This is a genomic window from Rhizobium sp. C4 (genome assembly GCF_021026315.1).
Lineage (GTDB): Bacteria > Pseudomonadota > Alphaproteobacteria > Rhizobiales > Rhizobiaceae > Ensifer_A.
Genome location: NZ_JAJNCX010000004.1, coordinates 299,928 through 316,542, shown reverse-complemented (window position 1 = coordinate 316,542; position 16,615 = coordinate 299,928). Strand labels below are relative to the sequence as shown.

The following is a 16,615-nucleotide window of genomic DNA, read 5'->3' as shown; positions in this document are numbered from 1 at the left end:
CGTTTCAGGCCTTATCGATTGGCGAAGACATGCACGCGGATTGCCTCGTGATAGACGATCTCGCCATTGTCGTTGGTCTTCAGGTCAACGATCCACTCGCCCACCGGAACTTCGTGATTGGTGGTGAAGACCCCGTCTCCCTCATGCTTCAGCGTGACGGTGAAATCCTGCTTGGTGCCGACCGGACGGTGGAACTCGGCCACGACTTCATCCGCCGGAACCGGCCCACGCTCGGGATGCGTCAGCACGTAGCGAATACCTTCGTGATTGGCGACGAGTTCGCCCCGAATGCCGGTCGCCGCCATCTGCCGCATATGCTCGGCCTTGCCGTTGAACTGCTGGCTGGCGACGAATGTATTCTCGGCCACCAGCCCGCTCCAGGAATGGGTGGCATACCAGGCCATGGTGAAGTTGACGGCAATCACCGTTCCGAAGAAGGCGATCAGGATTGCCAGGAAGTGCCAGCCGGTAAAGATGAAGCCGCTGGACTTGTCGGAAGCCGTAGCCATCAGTGATGTTCCTTGTTGACGGCGCCTGCCGGCGCATTGAAGACCGCCTTGTAGACGTCATGTTCGTTGCTGGACTTGTCTTCGGCGATGAAGCGGAAATGCTCCTCGTCGTCGTGAATGCGATCGCGCGGGACGGTCACATAGACCTTCAGCGTCACCGCCTTGTCGGGATCGGCCGCAATGTCGAAGCTGCGGCTGTCGGGCTGATCCATGCCGTTGATCTTCATCGTGGCCCCTTCCAGTCCTTCGAGCGACAGCACGATGACGCGTGGCTCGGGGATCATGTTGAGGATGCGCACGGTGAAGCCGTTGCGGATCGAGCCGTCCGATTCCAGCACATATTGCGGATTGCGGTCATGCAGCACATTGACCTCCAGCCGGTCCCGCGACAGCAGCGCGACAAGCAGGCCAATACCTACGGCGGCCCAGACGCCCATATAGAGCAGCGTGCGGGCGCGGAAGATGATCTTCCAGTTGAAGTGCTTGACCTTGTTGTGGAAATGCCCATCCGCATCGCGCACGATATTGGGATTGATGTCATGCGCGCCATTGCCGGTCGCCAGCGCCATGTTGGCATTGTAATCGGCCAGCGTCGCATAGGAGATCAGCCCCTTGTCGCGACCGAGCTTGTCCATCACGCCGTCGCAGGCGTCGATGCAAAGCGCGCAGGTAATGCATTCGAGCTGCTGGCCATCGCGAATGTCGATGCCCATCGGACAGACGACGACGCAGGCATTGCAATCGACGCAATCGCCGGCAACCTTGCCTTCGGCCGCAGCCTTCTTGGTGCCATGCGTGCGCGGCTCGCCGCGCCAGTCGTTATAGGTGACGGTCAGCGAGCTTTCGTCCAGCATCGCGCCCTGAATACGCGGCCAGGGGCACATATAGGTGCAGACCTGCTCGCGCATCAGCCCGCCGAAAATATAGGTCGTGGCGGTCAGGATGCCGATCGTGGCATAGGCGACGAAGGGCGCCTGGAAGGTCCAGAGGTCGAGGAGCAGCTGCGGCGCATCGGCAAAATAGAAGATCCATGCACCACCGGTCGACACGCCGATGGCAATCCAGACTGCATGCTTGGACACCCGCTTCCAGATCTTCTCGAAGCTCCACGGCGCCTTGTCGAGCTTCATGCGCGCGTTGCGGTCGCCTTCGATGAAGCGCTCGACAACGAGGAACAGATCGACCCAGACCGTCTGCGGACAGGTGTAGCCGCACCAGGCGCGGCCGACGGCCGAGGTGATGAGGAACAGGCCGAACCCGGCCATGACGAGCAGGCCGGCGACGAAGAAGAATTCCTGCGGCCAGATCTCGATGAAGAAGAAATAGAAACGACGATGCGCCAGGTCGATCAGGATCGCCTGATCCGGCGCAAACGGACCGCGGTCCCAGCGGATCCAGGGACCGAGATAGTAGATGCCGAGCGTGACCAGCATCACGATCCACTTGAACTGCCGGAACCGCCCTTCCGCCCGCTTGGGGAAGATCTTCTTGCGCGCCTCGTAGAGCGGCTTCCTGACCTTCGCGGAATTGACCGGCTCGGCGTCGTGACGAACAACGTCTGCGGTTTGCGCGTTGGAGGCCTCCTTCTTGGGCTCGTCGGCAGTGTAGATGTTCATCGCTGGAAATCCCGATTCTGATATGTGCCTTTTCCCACCCGGGGCCGAAAACAACCTTGACTTAAGTCAAGCATGGACAAACTGCCGCATCGTTTGCTCACCCCGGAAACGAAAAAGCCGCGCCTCATCAAAAGGCGCGGCAAGTGGCATGACAAGCAAGTTATCATGCTGGAGAGATCGTGCGCCGCCGGGATGAACCCGGCGACGAAACCTTATTCGCCGCCGCCGAGCGAATGGACGAAGACGGCCAGTTCCTTGACGGTCGTGTCGCCGAGACGCGCAGTCCAAGCCGGCATGACGCCATGCTTGGGCTTCGTCACCTGGGCAATGATGGCAGCCTCGCCAGAGCCCTTCAGCCAGATGGCATCCGACAGGTTCGGAGCGCCGAGGTCGCGATTGCCCTGCGCCTGATCGCCATGGCAGGCGACACAGTTCGTGGCAAAGACTTCCTTGCCGGCAGCGGGATTACCGCTGGTGACCGGCTGCTTGGACAGGTCAGCCACATAAGCCGCAACGTTCAGGATTTCCTCCGGCTTCAGGATGTCCCCGAAGGCCGGCATTTCCGAAACGCGGGTCGCGGGATCCTGCGGGTCGCGAATGCCATGGGCAATCGTCGTGTAGATCTGGTCGGCGGAACCGCCCCACAGCCAGTCATTGTCGTTGAGGTTCGGGTAACCGACACTCCCCTGTGCGCCCGAGCCGTGGCAGGGCGTGCAGTTGACCTTGAAGGCGGCGGCACCGGCAGCGGCCGCGAATTCGTTCAAGGACTTGTCCTTGATGATATCGGCGACCGGCATGGCGGCGATCTTGTCCACGAAGACCTTCTGACCGCCGCTGGCCGCGGTCAGTTCGTCCTTGAGGACTGCACGGTTGGTCACGTTCCAGATACCCTTGGTGTTTGTCGTGAGCAGCGGCCAGGCCGGGTAGAAGATCGTATAGGCGAAGGCCCAGACGATGCAGGCATAGAATGTCCATACCCACCATCTCGGCAGCGGATTGTTGAGCTCGCGAATACCGTCCCAGACGTGGCCGGTGGTCTCGACGCCGCTCAGTTCGTCAACATGTTTGTCTGCCATTTTTCAATCCTCCTTGAGAGGTATGGATGCGGCCTCGTCGGCCATCTTTTTCGAGCCGGGCCGGAGCGCGAAAATGATCGCGCCCACGAAGAAGAGGGTGAAGCCAAGAAGGCCCCAACTGTCGGCGAATTGCCGCATCATGGTGTAGGTTTCCATGGGTTCCCCTCCTCACCGGTAGCCGGATGCGTCGTCATAGGTCGAGAAATCGACCAGCGTGCCGAGCATCTGGAGATAGGCGACCAGCGCATCCATTTCGGTGACCTTCGTCGGATCACCGTCAAAGTCGCCGACCTTGGCCTTCGGATAGCGCTTGACCAGATCGGTCGTATCCGCATTCGGATCGGACTGCGCCATCAGATCCTTCTGCGCACTCGCGATATCGGCATCCGTGTAGGGCACGCCGACCATGCGGTTGGCCTTGAGATGGCCTTCCACGTTCTCGATCTTGAGCGGCGTGTTCTTCAGGTAGGCGTAGGTCGGCATGACCGACTCCGGAACCACCGAGCGCGGATTGCTGAGGTGCTGGACGTGCCACTCGTTCGAGTAGCGGCCGCCGACACGGGCCAGATCCGGCCCCGTGCGCTTGGAGCCCCACTGGAACGGATGGTCGAACATCGATTCAGCTGCCAGCGAGTAATGGCCGTAGCGTTCCACTTCGTCGCGGAACGGACGGATCATCTGGCTGTGGCAGAGATAACACCCTTCGCGGATGTAGATGTTGCGGCCAGCCAGTTCGAGCGGGGTGTAGGGGCGCATACCCTCCACCTTTTCGATCGTGTTCTGCAGGTAGAAGAGCGGCGCGATTTCCACGATGCCGCCGATGGTGACGACAAGCAGCGAACCCACAAGCAGGAGCGACGCGTTCTTCTCGAGCAATTCGTGTTTTGCAAGAATGGACATGTTTGCCTCTCCTTATTCTGCCGGCTGGAGCTGCGGGACAGCACCACCGATGGGAGCTTCGTTCCGCTGGTGGCCAAGGATGGTCATCGTGACGTTGTAGGCCATGACGAGACCGCCAAGGAGGTACATGCCGCCGCCGACTGCACGCAGGACGTAGTAGGGGAACATGGCCCGGACTGCTTCTGCGAACGAGTAGACTAGGAAGCCCTGCTCGTCATATTCGCGCCACATCAGACCCTGCTGGATACCAGCAACCCACATGACGGCGGCGTAGACGACGATGCCAAGCGTTGCGAGCCAGAAGTGCCAGTTGACCAGACGCAGCGAGTAGAGACGATCCCTGCCCCAGAGCCTGGGCGTCAGATAGTAGATGGCGCCGAAGGAGATCATGCCGACCCAACCGAGCGCGCCTGAGTGAACGTGACCGATGGTCCAGTCCGTGTAGTGGCTGAGCGAGTTGACCGTCTTGATCGACATCATCGGGCCTTCGAAGGTCGACATGCCGTAAAAGGCGATTGCCATGACCATCATGCGGATGATCGGGTCGGTGCGGATCTTGTCCCATGCGCCCGAAAGCGTCATCAGGCCGTTGATCATGCCGCCCCACGAGGGCATCCAGAGCATGATGGAGAAGACCATGCCGAGCGTCTGTGCCCAGTCCGGCAGAGCCGTGTAGTGCAGGTGGTGCGGACCAGCCCAGATGTAGAGGAAGATCAGCGCCCAGAAGTGGATGATCGACAGACGGTAGGAGTAGATCGGACGACCGGCCTGCTTCGGAACGAAGTAGTACATCATGCCGAGGAAGGCTGCCGTCAGGAAGAAGCCCACGGCGTTATGGCCGTACCACCACTGCGTCATGGCATCCTGAACGCCCGAGAAGGCCGAATAGCTCTTCACGCCGAGGAACGAGACCGGCACGGCCATGTTGTTGACCAGATGCAGCATGGCCACCGTGACGATGAAGGACAGGAAGAACCAGTTCGCCACGTAGATGTGGGTTTCCTTGCGCGTCATGATCGTGCCGAGGAAGACCAGCAGATAGGCGACCCAGACGATCGTCAGCCAGATATCGACATACCATTCCGGCTCGGCATATTCGCGCCCCTGCGTAATGCCAAGGAGATAACCGGTTGCGGCCATGACGATGAACAGCTGATAGCCCCAGAAGACGAACCAGGCGAGATCACCGCCGAACAGACGCACGCGCGACGTGCGCTGGACCGAATAGAAGGACGACATCAGAAGCGCATTGCCGCCGAAGGCGAAGATCACAGCCGAGGTGTGCAGCGGACGCATGCGGCCGAAGTTGAACCACGGCTCGATGTTGAACTGCGGAAATGCAAGCTGGAGGGCAATGACGACCCCGACCAGGAAGCCGACGACGCCCCAGAACACCGTGGCGATGAGAGCATAGCGGACGACTTCATCGAAATATTCGGACTTGCGCTGCTCGGCCGAAACGGTCGCTGCCGGCGCAAAGGACACGCGACGGATCATTGCCACGCTGAAAATGAGAAGGACGGCGAACAGGACCCACATATGGGCCTTGAACAGGCTGTCCTGGGCAAAGGCTGCCCCGAGCAAGGCGAGGAAGGCGAAAAGCCCAACACCCACCGTTTGTGAAATTTTCGTCATTGTTGGTTTCCCCCAACGATTGCTGATCATGCGGCAAGCAGAATCGGAATCGTCGCCCGACCGTCTTGCGGCTGACGCAGCAATCGCATTTGGGGGGCACACCATCCTTGATATAGATCAATGCAAAATCGCGCATTCCACGCGACAAATGGCCCTACGATGGGGCTCCATACCCTGCAGTCAGACAGGTGAAGAATGAAGACGCTGGACACGCATGACCGGGAGGAATTCGAGAAGCGCTATCGGCCGCCACAGGGGGTCAGCGCCGTCGACTGGCTGAGGAAAATCCATGGTGAGCAGCTTGAGCTGTGCCGCGAACTCGAAGAGATCGCCGACAGCCTGCCGGCCGAAGTCAACCGCCAGAAATGCATCTATGCCGCCAAGGCCATCGGCCCGCTGACCATGGGCGCGCATCGCTTCGAGGAAGACATCCTCTTCCCCTGGGTCGAACAGAACGTCACCGGCCATCCGGAACTCAAGGCCACCCTCGAACGGCTGAAATTCGAGCATTTCGAAGACGAATGCTTCATTGAAGAACTGATCGACGCCCTGCTCCGCCTCGGCGCTGCCGACGCTTCGCTCAACGCCGAAACCATCGGCTACATGCTGCGCGGCTACTTCGTCAGCATGCGCCGGCACATCGCATTCGAACAGGAGCATTTGCTGGCGATGGTGGGCGAACGAAAGGCGGCGTGACGGCTGAGCCGGTCCCGTTTGCTCCCACAGCGTCCCGCACCAAGAGCGCACACGTTTTTGGCTTGCCAAATGTGTAGGTTTTAACCTACACTACTTCCATGAAGCGTTACGAGATTGAAATCTATCTGACGGAGGCAGGACACTGCCCTTTTGAGGAATGGAACCAGTCTCTCAAGGACGCGAAAGCCAGGCTTGCCATCATGGCCCGCATCCAGCGGGCGGCAACGGGTGACTTCGGCGACTGGAAGAGCATCACAGGCGCAAAAGGCGTCTTCGAGATGCGTATCCACTATGCGCAAGGCTACCGCCTCTTTTACACCATCGTCGGCACCAAGATCGTCTTGCTCCTCGCTGGTTCGACCAAAAAGGAGCAGGACAGAACCATCGCGAAGGCGAAGGACTATCTTGCAGACTATAACAGCAGGGCAAAGATATGAGCCGTCTCAGCAAGCCATTTGACTTTGGAGAGCGCAACGAACTGTTGCGTGATCCTGAAAACGCGGCCTTCTATCTGGAACAGATCCTTGAGGGCGGCAATATGGAACTTTTCCAGGAAGCTCTTCGCGCCGTCGCCAAGGCACAGGAAGGCGGCGTAAAGGGTGTGGCGGCCAAGGCCAATGTCAGCCGGGAAAACCTTTACGATGCCTTGTCCGTGAAGGGAAAGCCGAAGATGGAAACCATCACGAAGATGATGGCGGCGCTGGGTCTGCGTCTCGCGGTCGTGCCCGCCAATCAGCCGTCTTCGGGAGCAGATCTCCCGTAAGCTGGTCTGACAGCAATCGCTCTGCGACGGATGGGGACACCCCTCACCCGAAGACAGACCAGCCGGTCTTCTTGGCAAACAGTTCCAGCGCCCGTGTGCCCGTCGCCGAGTTGCCGTTGGCGTTGAGACCAGGCGACCAGACGGCGATCGAGGCCTTGCCCGGCGCGATGGCGAGGATGCCGCCACCAACGCCGCTCTTGCCCGGCAGGCCGACGCGGAAGGCGAAGTCGCCTGAGGCATCGTAATGCCCGCAGGTGATCATCAGCGCGTTGATGCGCCGCGCCCGCTCGCGCGTCACCACCGTTTGCCCGGACACCGGATTGCGCCCGCCATTGGCGAGGAACAGGCCGGCCTTGGCCAGCTGCTCGCAGCTCATCGCCAGAGAACACTGGTGGTAATAGACGCCGAGCGTCTTTTCGACGGGATTGTGGATATTGCCGAAGGCGCGCATGTAATTGGCAAGGGCGGCATTGCGGAAGCCGGTCGCCTGTTCGGAGCGCGCCACGTCCTCGTCGATATAGACGCTGTCGTCACCTGAGAGATAGCGGAAGAACTGCAGGATTTCACCCAGCGTCTCGCGCGGCTGATGGCCGGCAAGCAGCACGTCGGCAACGACGATGGCACCCGCATTGATGAAGGGGTTGCGGGGTATCCCGTGCTCATGCTCAAGTTGGACGATCGAGTTGAAGGCGGTCCCGGACGGTTCGCGCCCGACGCGCGACCAGAGCCCGGCGCCGATCCGGCCCAGGGCCAGCGTCAGCGTGAAGACCTTCGACACGCTCTGGATGGAGAACGGCTCGACCGCATCGCCCACGGTGAAGACTTCGCCCTCCGCCGTCACCACAGCCATGCCGAATTTCTTTGCGTCAACCCGGGCGAGTGCCGGGATGTAGTCGGCCACCTTGCCTTCACCGATATGCGGCTGCATCTCGTGATAGACCTCGTGGAGGATCTCCTGAACCTGCAGAGATGCGACTGGCATGAGGTCTCCTGTCATTGACGCTCGATCGGCCGGTCGCGATGCAGCAACCGGACCCCTCAGGGTTTCCTATGCGTTGTGAGGACGTTTTTGAAGGGCCGAAAACGAATTGCCGCTGTGCAAATCCGGCAAATCGCGATCAGGAGACGAAATTCCGGTACTCTTCCGAAAACTTGATGTCCCAGCGGTCGTGATACCAGAGCCACTGGCCCGGAAATTCCCGCACCCAGCGCTCGACCGTATCGTTGAGCAATTGCGCGGTGGCGTTCACATCCACTTCGCCCCCGGCCTTGCGCGGGATTGCCAGCGCCGGCTCCAGCTCCAGCCGGTAGCGGTTGCCGGGAAGCCGGATGCAGCGCGCCGGATAGACCGGACAGTTGAACTGCCGAACGAGCTTGGCCAGCAGCGGATTGGTCTTGACCGGCACGCCGAAGAGCGTCGTATCCGCGCCCTTGGAGAACTTCTGGTCGACCAGAACGCCAACGCCGCCGCCCTTTTCCAGCTGCCGCGCCAGTGCGAAGGACGAGCCCGCATGAGACGGCACGAGCGAGCCCATGCGGCTTGCCCGGAAATCATGGATCATCTCGGCCATGTAGGGATTGTTCGGCGGCCGGAAGAGAACGGTCACGTCGAGCCCGAAGGCGTTGCCTGCGACCGGCAGCATCTCGAAATTCGCCGTATGCGCCGTAAAGACGATGAACGGCCCCTTGAGGTCGCGGATCTCGAGGAAAAGCGGGATGCCGGATACCTCGACCCTGCCCTTGCCTTCGCGCGCCGGGTCGAAATCGAACAGCTTGTCGAGATAGACATATTCAGCGGCCATGCGGCCCATCGATCCCCATGAATCCATGGCGATCTTCAGCCGCTCCGCTTCCGTCATCTCGGGAAAGGCCCGCCGAAGATTGTAGAGCATCATCTTGTGACGCTTCTGCTTCGGTCCGAGCCAGCGCACGATCCTGTCCATGAGGTTCAGCGCAAAATCAGCCGGCAGCAGCTTCAGCAGCGTCAGGCCGAACAGCACCAGCTTGGCCAGCAGCCAGGGCCAGACCTTGCGCAGGTTCGCGCCGATGCGGAGCGCAAGGCCCTTCATCGCCTCAATCCATCCTGAGAATGATCTTGCCGAAGATCGACCGGTCTTCCATCCGCTTCAGCGCCTTGTCGATCTCGCCGAAGCCGACTTCCGTGTCGATGACCGGATGCACGATGCCCTGTGCCATCTTCTGCATGGCATTCGCCATGTTCTCCATGCGGCAACCGAAGGAGCCGAGCAGCTTCAGCTGCTGCTGGAAGAGCATCATCAGGTTCATTTCGGTCGAAACGCCGGAGGTCGAACCGCAGGTCACGAGACGACCGCCGCGCTTCATGGAGAGCATGGAGCCGGCCCAGGTGTCCTTGCCGACATGTTCGAAGACGACATCAACGCCCTTCTTCTTCGTCAGCTTGCGCACCACGCCCTCGAAACGGTCGACGCGATAGTTGATGACGTGATCGGCGCCCAGCGCCTTCGCCTTCTCGATCTTGTCGTCCGAACCAACGGTCGTGATGACCGTGCAGCCCATGCGCTTGGCAAGCTGGATCGCCGCCGAACCGATGCCCGAACCGCCGGCATGAACGAGGATCGTCTCGCCCGGCTGGAGCTTGGCATTGTCGAACAGCATGTGCTCGACCGTCCCGAAGGTTACGGGTGCCAGTGCCGCGGCCACAGCATCGATACCGGGCGGTGCCACCACGAGCTGACGGGCCGGAATGTTGATCTTTTCCTGCGCGAAACCGTCGAGATGGAAGCCATGCACACCGCCGACATGTTCGCAGAGGTTCTCACGGCCTTCGCGACAGGCCTTGCAGTAACCGCAGACCCGCGCGCCGTAGATCGATACGAGCTGGCCCGGCAGCACGTTGCCAACACCCGGACCGATCGCCTCAACAACGCCGGAAGCTTCTGCACCGATGGTCAGAGGCATCTTGCGCTTGGCAAAGGCCATGCCGCGCCAGCCCCAGACGTCGATATGGTTGAGCGCCACCGCCTTGACGCGCAGCGTCACCTCGCCGGGAGCCGGTGCTTCCGGCTCGGGAAGCTCGACGGCTTCAAGTCTGCGGTCTTCGATGAGTTGCAATGCGCGCATGGGCCAACCTTCCGCTTTCGCGGCTCAAATCTGTGTTCGTCTTGTCTGCGGTTTACTGGGGTTCCGCCGCCAGCACAAGGCTGGCATTCTGCCCGCCGAAGCCGAAGGAGTTGGACAGCACGGCCGAAACCTGCTGCGCCCGCTTCACATTCGGCACGACATCGAGTTCGATGCTCGGGTCGGGGTTCTGGTAGTTGATCGTCGGCGGCAGCGTGCCCGTCAGGATCGTCTGCAGCGAGAACACCGCCTCGACCGCACCCGCCGCCGTCAGCGTATGGCCGATCATCGACTTGTTGGACGAAACCGGAATGGACTTCAGCCGCTCGCCGAAGACGGAGAGCATGGCGCCATATTCCATCTTGTCGTTTTCCGGCGTCGACGTGCCATGGGCATTGATATAGCCGATCGCGTCTTCGCCCATGCCTGCATCTTCAAGGGCTGCGTGGATCGTCGCAATCGCCGGCCCGCCATCGGGCGAGGACCGCGTGCGGTGGAAGGAGTCAGCCTTCTCGCCGCAGCCCTTCACGATGCCATAGACCTTCGCGCCGCGCGCAATCGCCGATTCCAGCGATTCGAGCACCAGCGTCGCCGCACCTTCGGCAATCACGAACCCGTCGCGATCCTTGGTGAAGGGCTTGGAGGCCTTTTCCGGCGGATCGTTCTGGGTGGAGAGCGCCGAGAGAAGCGCGAAGCGAATGAGGGACTCAGCCGAAACCGAACCGTCGGTCGCAACCGTCAGCGCACGCTCCGTGCGACCCTGGCGGATCGCCTCGACGCCGAGCTGGATCGCCGTCGCACCCGACGCACAGGCCGTCGACAGCGTCACGGGAAGCCCGCGCGTGCCGAACCGGTCGGCCAGACGCTCCGAAATCGAGCCGAAGAGAACCGCTTCATGGAAGGCCGGATCGGGACGTTCGCGCATGGCAGCGAGGAAGCGATCATAGGCATCTGCCGGCTTTTCCGCCGGACCGGCGCGGTCAGCGAGTTCAAATCGCGCCGACCATTCCGGCTCAACCGGCGGTGCGGCGAGGAAAAGCGGGCCGTTGAAATCGCCCGAAAGCCCGGCCTGTGCCAGCGCTTCCAGCGTGGTTTCGCGCGCCATTGCATAGGAGCGCTCGACGGAATTCGCGACCGGCAGATCGATGAAATCGACCGTGCCGGCAATCCGCGTCGACAGCTCGTTGACCGGGAAGCGCGTGATGTTGTGAATGCCAGAACGGCCGCCGCTCAGCGCCGCCCAGTTGTCCTCAAGCCCCTGGCCGAGCGAGGTGATGACACCCATGCCGGTCACCGCAACGATGGGCCTGCCGAGATGATCGCGAAACTTGTTGCTCATGACCTTGTCGCCTCACGCATTGGCGGCAAGAAGGGCAACCCCCTCGCCGCGCTGATGGCCGATAGTGGTGACGAGCGCGGTCGCTGCCGGCTTCGTCATCGCCTTCTCATGATCCTTGTCGAACGGCGCAACCGGCTTGGCAGCACCGAGCGCCATGGCCGCAAGACCGATGCCGGTGGTGAACTGCGCCTCGACCGAATGGCCGATCAGCCCGCCGAACCCACGGATCGCAGCCTCCGGGAACTTCGCCTGGAAGAAGGCCTTTTCGCGGGCAGCGAGATCGTGGAAGCCCGTCGTGCCGGACATGACAAGCTCGGGCTTCGCACCCTCGACCATCCGCTCCAGCCGCTTTTCAAGCTTGCCATCGGCGCGATTGCCGCGGTCGCCTTCAACCTGTTCGATCGTCGCATAGATGCGTGCGCCCCGCGCTTCGGCATGCCCGCGCGATTCGAGGACGAGGAATGCGCCGACCGATCCCATGATCATGCCGCCGCCGTGGTCCTTGTCGCGGGCCCAGATCGACGACCATTCGCCGGTCTGATGCCCCTTGATAGCCTCAACCATCAGAATGATGTCGAGACGCTCGGCAATGAAGGCACCGCCAACCAGCGCATGCGTCGACTGGCCGGCGCGGATGCGCGCAGCAGCCGTTTCGACCGCCGAAACGCCAGCGCCCTCTTCGCCCATGAAGGTGCGCGAGGAGCCCGTGACCTTGTGAACGATGGAGATATTGCCGGCGAGAAGATTGGAGAGCTGGGCAAGAAACAGCGTCGGACGCAGTTCCGTCGTCAGCTTCTCGTTCAGCAGCGCCTCGCGATCGTTGCGCTTCAGCGCCTCGTCCACGATGATCGAATCGACATTGATGTCCCGCTCGCCGCCACCGGCCGCCACGATCATGTCCATCGAAGCGCAGGCGTCCGCATCATCCTTGAAGCCGGCATCGTCCAGCGCAAGGCCGGCGGCAAATACGCCGAGCCGCTGCCAGTTTTCCATCTGGCGCTGGTCGCCGCGCTTCGGGATCTGCTGCGACCAGTCGATCGCCGGCAGCGGATGCACCGGATAGGGCGCGAAACGCTCGGTATCGACAATCGGAGCCGGCGCGCTATCGCCGAGGATCAGCGCCTCGTGCGCCTCACGTCCGACGCCCAGCGACGAGACGAGCCCGATGCCGGTAATCACCACATCCTTGTCAGACTTGGCCATGATTTCAGTCCTTATGACACGTTGGCCGCGATTGCGTCGTGAAGCCCGATCTCGCGGGCGCGGTTCTTCACGATATCGCCGATGGGAACCTGGTCGAAGGGAATTGTGCGCAGCTTCAGCTGAGCGTCGCAGACCTTCTTGCCGCCAGATGTGATCTTCGCCTTCGTCACCGCATAGCCGGAGCCGAGATGCACGAGATCGGCCTCGACATCGAGCTCGGCAAGCGGCTCGACAAAGGTCCGAAGCTTCGCCTCATCCACCGCCATCAAGAGCGGCATGGAGGCAAACTCGTTGACCGCCAAAACCATCAGGCCCGAAGCCTGCGCCATCGTCTCGATGAGCAGGACGCCGGGCACCAGCGGCATGCCGGGAAAATGCCCTTCGAAAACCGGGCTTTTCTCGGGAACGACGGAACGCGCGACGAGATGCCCCGACTTGAGGTCGAGGCCCGTCACGCGGTCGATCATCTGGAAATATTCAAGCAGCATACGATCGCACCTGTCGCACGGAGCCGCGGGATACGGCCCCGGAGAAAGCCGTCAGGCCTCAGCCCTTGGCGGCGCGCAGTTCGTCGATCTTGGCGCAGAGGTTCTTGAGAACGAAATATTCGTCCGTCGCGACCTTGCCGTCGTTGACTTCCTGGGTCCACTTTTCGAGCGGGATCTTGATGCCGAATTCCTTGTCGATCGCGAAAACGATGTCGAGGAAGTCCAGGCTGTCGATGCCGAGATCGTCAATCGTGTGGCTCTCAGGCGTAATCTTCTCGCGGTCGATTTCGCTGGTTTCAGAAATAATGTCGGCTACCTTATCAAACGTCGTCGTCACGCCGATACCTCTCAATGTCAAAGCTGTTGCGCGATGCTATAGGCAAATCGATTTCAAAAGCCAATGGCTTGCAACAGGCAAATGACAGAATTGGCGGCCATCTGTTGCGCGTTTACACTGCTATCGAATGCCGCCCCTTGCCGTTTCCGAGATAGGCATCGAACTGCGATGCGACCGTGCGGGCGAAAAGCCGCCCGGTTTGCGTGAGCCGGAAGCGGCCATCGACAATCTCGGCGAGCCCGTCCGTGTTCTGCCCGACAAAGAACTTCGCCTCGGCAATGACGGCGTCCGCCGCTTGGCCGAATCGTTCCCTGAGGTCGGCAAAGGAGAAGGCAAAGTCGCACATGACCTTCTCGATCGCATAGCCGCGAAGGCGGTCCTCGTCGCTGAAGGCAAGGCCGCGAACAACCGTCAGCCCCTCCGCCTCCGTCATCCGCTGATATTCGCCTGTCGCCACCATGTTCTGTACGAAACCCTGGCGGAACTGGCCGATGGAGGAGGCCCCGAAGCCGATCAGCGTTTCGGCGGCATCATCCGTATAGCCCTGGAAATTGCGCCGAAGCCGCCCTTCCCTGTCCGCAATCGCCATCGAGTCGCCCGGCTTGGCGAAGTGGTCGATGCCGATCTGCTGATAGCCGGCGGCAATCAGCATGGCCGCCGCCATCCGCGACTGGTCGAAGCGCGCATTCACATCCGGCAGCACGTCTTCCTTGATCATCGTCTGGTGCTTCTTCATCCACGGCACATGCGCATAGCCGAAGAGTGCGATGCGATCCGGATCGAGCGTCAGGATCTGGTTGACGGTCGCGGCCAACGTTTCCAGCGTCTGGTGCGGCAGGCCGTAAAGCAGGTCGCAATTGACCGAGTGGACGCCGCGCGCCCTCACCGCATCGACCACCGACTTCGTCTGCTCGAAAGTCTGGATGCGATTGATCGCCTTCTGCACTTCCGGCTGGAAATCCTGTACGCCAAGGCTTGCCCGCGTCATGCCAATATCGGCCAGCGCGTCATAGCGCGCCTCGTCCATGTCGTTCGGGTCCATCTCGACGCTGATTTCGGCGTCGGGCGCGAAATTGAAGGCCTCGCGGAAAAGTGCGCCGATTCGACGGATATCCTCCGGCTTCATCAGCGTCGGCGAGCCGCCGCCGAAATGCAGGGCCGTCACGATCGCCTTGGGGCTCACCAGCTTTGCCACGGCCCGAACTTCGCGCGTCAATGCATCGAGATAATCGGCCACCGGCTCGTAACGCAGCGTATGTTTCGTATGGCAGGCACAGAACCAGCAGAGGCGGTCGCAATAGGGCACATGGACGTACAGCGACAGCTTGTCACCCTCCCCAAGGGCTTGCAGCCATTGGCTGTATTCCGTATTCGTAATATTCGAACCGAAGTGAGGCGCTGTCGGATAGCTCGTATAGCGCGGTACGGGAGCGGAATATTTGCCTGTCAATGTCTTGTGCATGGGGGTTCTCCTGCCGGAATTGCATAAAGGCAAAAATAGGCCCCGTGCTTGATCTTGATCAAACAGTGGGTGTCAAATCTTTGCGACACTCCAAACGTTGACGATTGCCAAGTCGCTCAATGAAGACAAACGTTGCGTAGACGGCCGGGGGACTTCCGGGTAGAGGTCGGGAGTAAAGGGACATGCAAGTCATTCAATTCAGCCAAGCCAGGGCCTCGATGGAACCGCAACGCAAGGACATTCACAACTCGGAAATTCCTGCGGTTTGCGTCTCCTGCGAAGCAAGGCATGGCGGAATTTGCGGCGTGCTTTCGGCGTCTCAGCTGACGGAACTCAGCCGCCACACCAAGCGCCGCAAGGTCACCGGCGGCTCCGAAGTCATCGGCCAGGGCGAGCAGCTGAATGCCTACTCGAACATCCTGAGCGGGGTCGTGAAGCTGTCGAAGATGATGGCGGACGGCCGCCAGCAGATCGTCGGCCTGCAATTCGCGCCCGACTTCATGGGTCGCCCCTTCCTGCGCGAAAGCCAGGTGGCCGCTGAAGCGGCTGTGGATATCGAAGTCTGCTCCATGCCGAAGGCCATCATCGACCGGATGATCGCCGATACGCCCGAACTTGAGCACAAGATTCACGAGCAGACGCTGAAGGAACTCGACGAAGCGCGCGACTGGATGCTGACGCTCGGCCGCAAGACCGCACAGGAGAAGGTCGCGAGCTTCCTGCACATGATCGCCATGCATATCGATCCGGAAAGTGCCGACAAGCGCAGCTTCGACCTGCCGCTGACGCGCGCCGACATTGCGGACTTCCTGGGCCTCACGATCGAGACGGTCAGCCGTCAGATGACGAAGCTTCGCCGCGACGGCATCATCCGCATCGAAAACAATCGCCATGTCACCTGCCCCGACATGGAAAGGCTCCGCCGCGCCGCCGGCAACGACTGACGGCGCGGGCTCAGTCTTTAAAGCCGAAACCGCATCACTGCGAAATCACGATCCGCGTATTGGAAAGGCCGGCATTCTTCACCAGCGAGAAGAAGGTGGCGGCGTTCTGCGGGTGCAGGCGGACGCAGCCATGCGAGGCCGGACGGCCGAGATTGCGCACCTCGGTCGTGCCATGCACGGCATAGCCCCCCTTGAAGAACACCGAATAGGGCATGGGCGCATTGTGGTACTTGCGCGAGCGATGATCGATGTCGAGCGACTTCGCCGAATAGCTCCCGACCGGGGTGGAGTAGCCGCGACGCGCGGTGGAGACCTTCCACTGGTAGCGCACGGACCCGTTCTCGGAAATGGTCATGGTCTGATTGGAAAGATCGATCTGGGCTACCAGGCTCGAAGCCTGCGACGCCGTTGCGGATGCTGCGAAAGAAGCAGCCAGCGCAATGCCTGCGAGAATATAGGTTTTCATGAAATCGTCCCCACGTTAATTCGGAATGTCCCCACTCCGCTGGTATATGAGGATATTCGAATTTCTGTGGATTAAAAGCGTC

General features: G+C 61.0%; 19 protein-coding genes. 4 read left to right on the top strand and 15 right to left on the bottom strand.

From position 1 onward, the window contains the following. Window positions 1–11: 11 nt before the first annotated feature. From LQK84_RS10245 to ccoN, 6 genes are all read right to left on the bottom strand, one after another. Window positions 12–509 (bottom strand): FixH family protein, encoded by a 498-nt coding sequence (locus tag LQK84_RS10245; RefSeq protein WP_230828594.1) that lies wholly within the window; start codon window positions 507–509, stop codon window positions 12–14. Then, a complete protein-coding gene (gene ccoG, locus LQK84_RS10240; RefSeq protein ID WP_230828593.1) occupies window positions 509–2,125 on the bottom strand; it encodes a cytochrome c oxidase accessory protein CcoG in 1,617 nt (538 codons plus the stop codon). Before ccoG ends, LQK84_RS10245 begins: the two co-directional genes overlap by 1 nt. A gap of 212 nt (window positions 2,126–2,337) precedes the next feature. Further along, window positions 2,338–3,201 (bottom strand): cytochrome-c oxidase, cbb3-type subunit III, encoded by an 864-nt coding sequence (gene ccoP, locus LQK84_RS10235; RefSeq protein WP_230828592.1) that lies wholly within the window; start codon window positions 3,199–3,201, stop codon window positions 2,338–2,340. 3 nt (window positions 3,202–3,204) lie between these two features. Further along, window positions 3,205–3,357, bottom strand: coding sequence for a cbb3-type cytochrome c oxidase subunit 3 (locus tag LQK84_RS10230; RefSeq protein ID WP_230828591.1), 153 nt, complete (start codon window positions 3,355–3,357; stop codon window positions 3,205–3,207). A 12-nt stretch (window positions 3,358–3,369) separates the two neighbouring features. Further along, window positions 3,370–4,101: a cytochrome-c oxidase, cbb3-type subunit II gene (gene ccoO / locus LQK84_RS10225; RefSeq protein ID WP_230828590.1), complete on the bottom strand. Its 732-nt coding sequence runs from the start codon at window positions 4,099–4,101 to the stop codon at window positions 3,370–3,372. Window positions 4,102–4,113: 12 nt separating this feature from the next. Continuing rightward, entirely contained in the window at window positions 4,114–5,736 is a 1,623-nt protein-coding gene (ccoN, locus tag LQK84_RS10220; protein ID WP_230828589.1) for a cytochrome-c oxidase, cbb3-type subunit I, read from the bottom strand. A 195-nt stretch (window positions 5,737–5,931) separates the two neighbouring features. Here ccoN and LQK84_RS10215 point away from each other — a divergent pair, with 195 nt between their 5' ends. The 3 genes from LQK84_RS10215 (at window position 5,932) to LQK84_RS10205 (ending at window position 7,195) form a co-directional block, all read left to right on the top strand. Continuing rightward, entirely contained in the window at window positions 5,932–6,432 is a 501-nt protein-coding gene (locus LQK84_RS10215; RefSeq protein WP_230828588.1) for a hemerythrin domain-containing protein, read from the top strand. Between the two features lie 98 nt (window positions 6,433–6,530). Then, complete coding sequence (locus tag LQK84_RS10210; RefSeq protein ID WP_230828587.1) at window positions 6,531–6,869, top strand: type II toxin-antitoxin system RelE/ParE family toxin; 339 nt, start codon at window positions 6,531–6,533, stop codon at window positions 6,867–6,869. Between the two features lie 44 nt (window positions 6,870–6,913). Then, window positions 6,914–7,195 (top strand): addiction module antidote protein, encoded by a 282-nt coding sequence (locus LQK84_RS10205; protein WP_230828586.1) that lies wholly within the window; start codon window positions 6,914–6,916, stop codon window positions 7,193–7,195. A gap of 43 nt (window positions 7,196–7,238) precedes the next feature. On the opposite strand, the gene LQK84_RS10200 is transcribed toward LQK84_RS10205, so the two are convergent. From LQK84_RS10200 to hemN, 8 genes are all read right to left on the bottom strand, one after another. After that, window positions 7,239–8,177, bottom strand: a complete 939-nt coding sequence (locus LQK84_RS10200; protein ID WP_230828585.1) for a glutaminase — start codon at window positions 8,175–8,177, stop codon at window positions 7,239–7,241. Between the two features lie 136 nt (window positions 8,178–8,313). Then, a complete protein-coding gene (locus tag LQK84_RS10195) occupies window positions 8,314–9,264 on the bottom strand; it encodes a lipid A biosynthesis lauroyl acyltransferase (RefSeq protein ID WP_230828584.1) in 951 nt (316 codons plus the stop codon). A gap of 4 nt (window positions 9,265–9,268) precedes the next feature. Next, a complete protein-coding gene (locus LQK84_RS10190; RefSeq protein ID WP_230828583.1) occupies window positions 9,269–10,297 on the bottom strand; it encodes a zinc-binding dehydrogenase in 1,029 nt (342 codons plus the stop codon). A 52-nt stretch (window positions 10,298–10,349) separates the two neighbouring features. Next, window positions 10,350–11,633, bottom strand: a complete 1,284-nt coding sequence (locus LQK84_RS10185; protein WP_230828582.1) for a beta-ketoacyl-ACP synthase — start codon at window positions 11,631–11,633, stop codon at window positions 10,350–10,352. 12 nt (window positions 11,634–11,645) lie between these two features. After that, the gene (locus tag LQK84_RS10180) at window positions 11,646–12,836 is read right to left on the bottom strand and encodes a beta-ketoacyl-ACP synthase (protein ID WP_230828581.1); all 1,191 of its coding nucleotides are present in this window, start codon (window positions 12,834–12,836) and stop codon (window positions 11,646–11,648) included. An 11-nt stretch (window positions 12,837–12,847) separates the two neighbouring features. Continuing rightward, window positions 12,848–13,324 (bottom strand): 3-hydroxyacyl-ACP dehydratase FabZ family protein, encoded by a 477-nt coding sequence (locus tag LQK84_RS10175; RefSeq protein WP_230828580.1) that lies wholly within the window; start codon window positions 13,322–13,324, stop codon window positions 12,848–12,850. 58 nt (window positions 13,325–13,382) lie between these two features. Next, the gene (locus LQK84_RS10170; RefSeq protein WP_181366801.1) at window positions 13,383–13,667 is read right to left on the bottom strand and encodes an acyl carrier protein; all 285 of its coding nucleotides are present in this window, start codon (window positions 13,665–13,667) and stop codon (window positions 13,383–13,385) included. 106 nt (window positions 13,668–13,773) lie between these two features. After that, window positions 13,774–15,123, bottom strand: a complete 1,350-nt coding sequence (gene hemN / locus LQK84_RS10165) for an oxygen-independent coproporphyrinogen III oxidase (protein ID WP_230828579.1) — start codon at window positions 15,121–15,123, stop codon at window positions 13,774–13,776. Between the two features lie 218 nt (window positions 15,124–15,341). On the opposite strand from hemN, the gene LQK84_RS10160 reads away from it, so the two are divergent. After that, complete coding sequence (locus LQK84_RS10160; RefSeq protein WP_230828644.1) at window positions 15,342–16,067, top strand: Crp/Fnr family transcriptional regulator; 726 nt, start codon at window positions 15,342–15,344, stop codon at window positions 16,065–16,067. Between the two features lie 34 nt (window positions 16,068–16,101). Here the strand turns inward: LQK84_RS10160 and LQK84_RS10155 are convergent, their stop codons facing one another. Further along, complete coding sequence (locus LQK84_RS10155) at window positions 16,102–16,533, bottom strand: L,D-transpeptidase (RefSeq protein ID WP_230828578.1); 432 nt, start codon at window positions 16,531–16,533, stop codon at window positions 16,102–16,104. Between the last annotated feature and the right edge of the window lie 82 nt (window positions 16,534–16,615).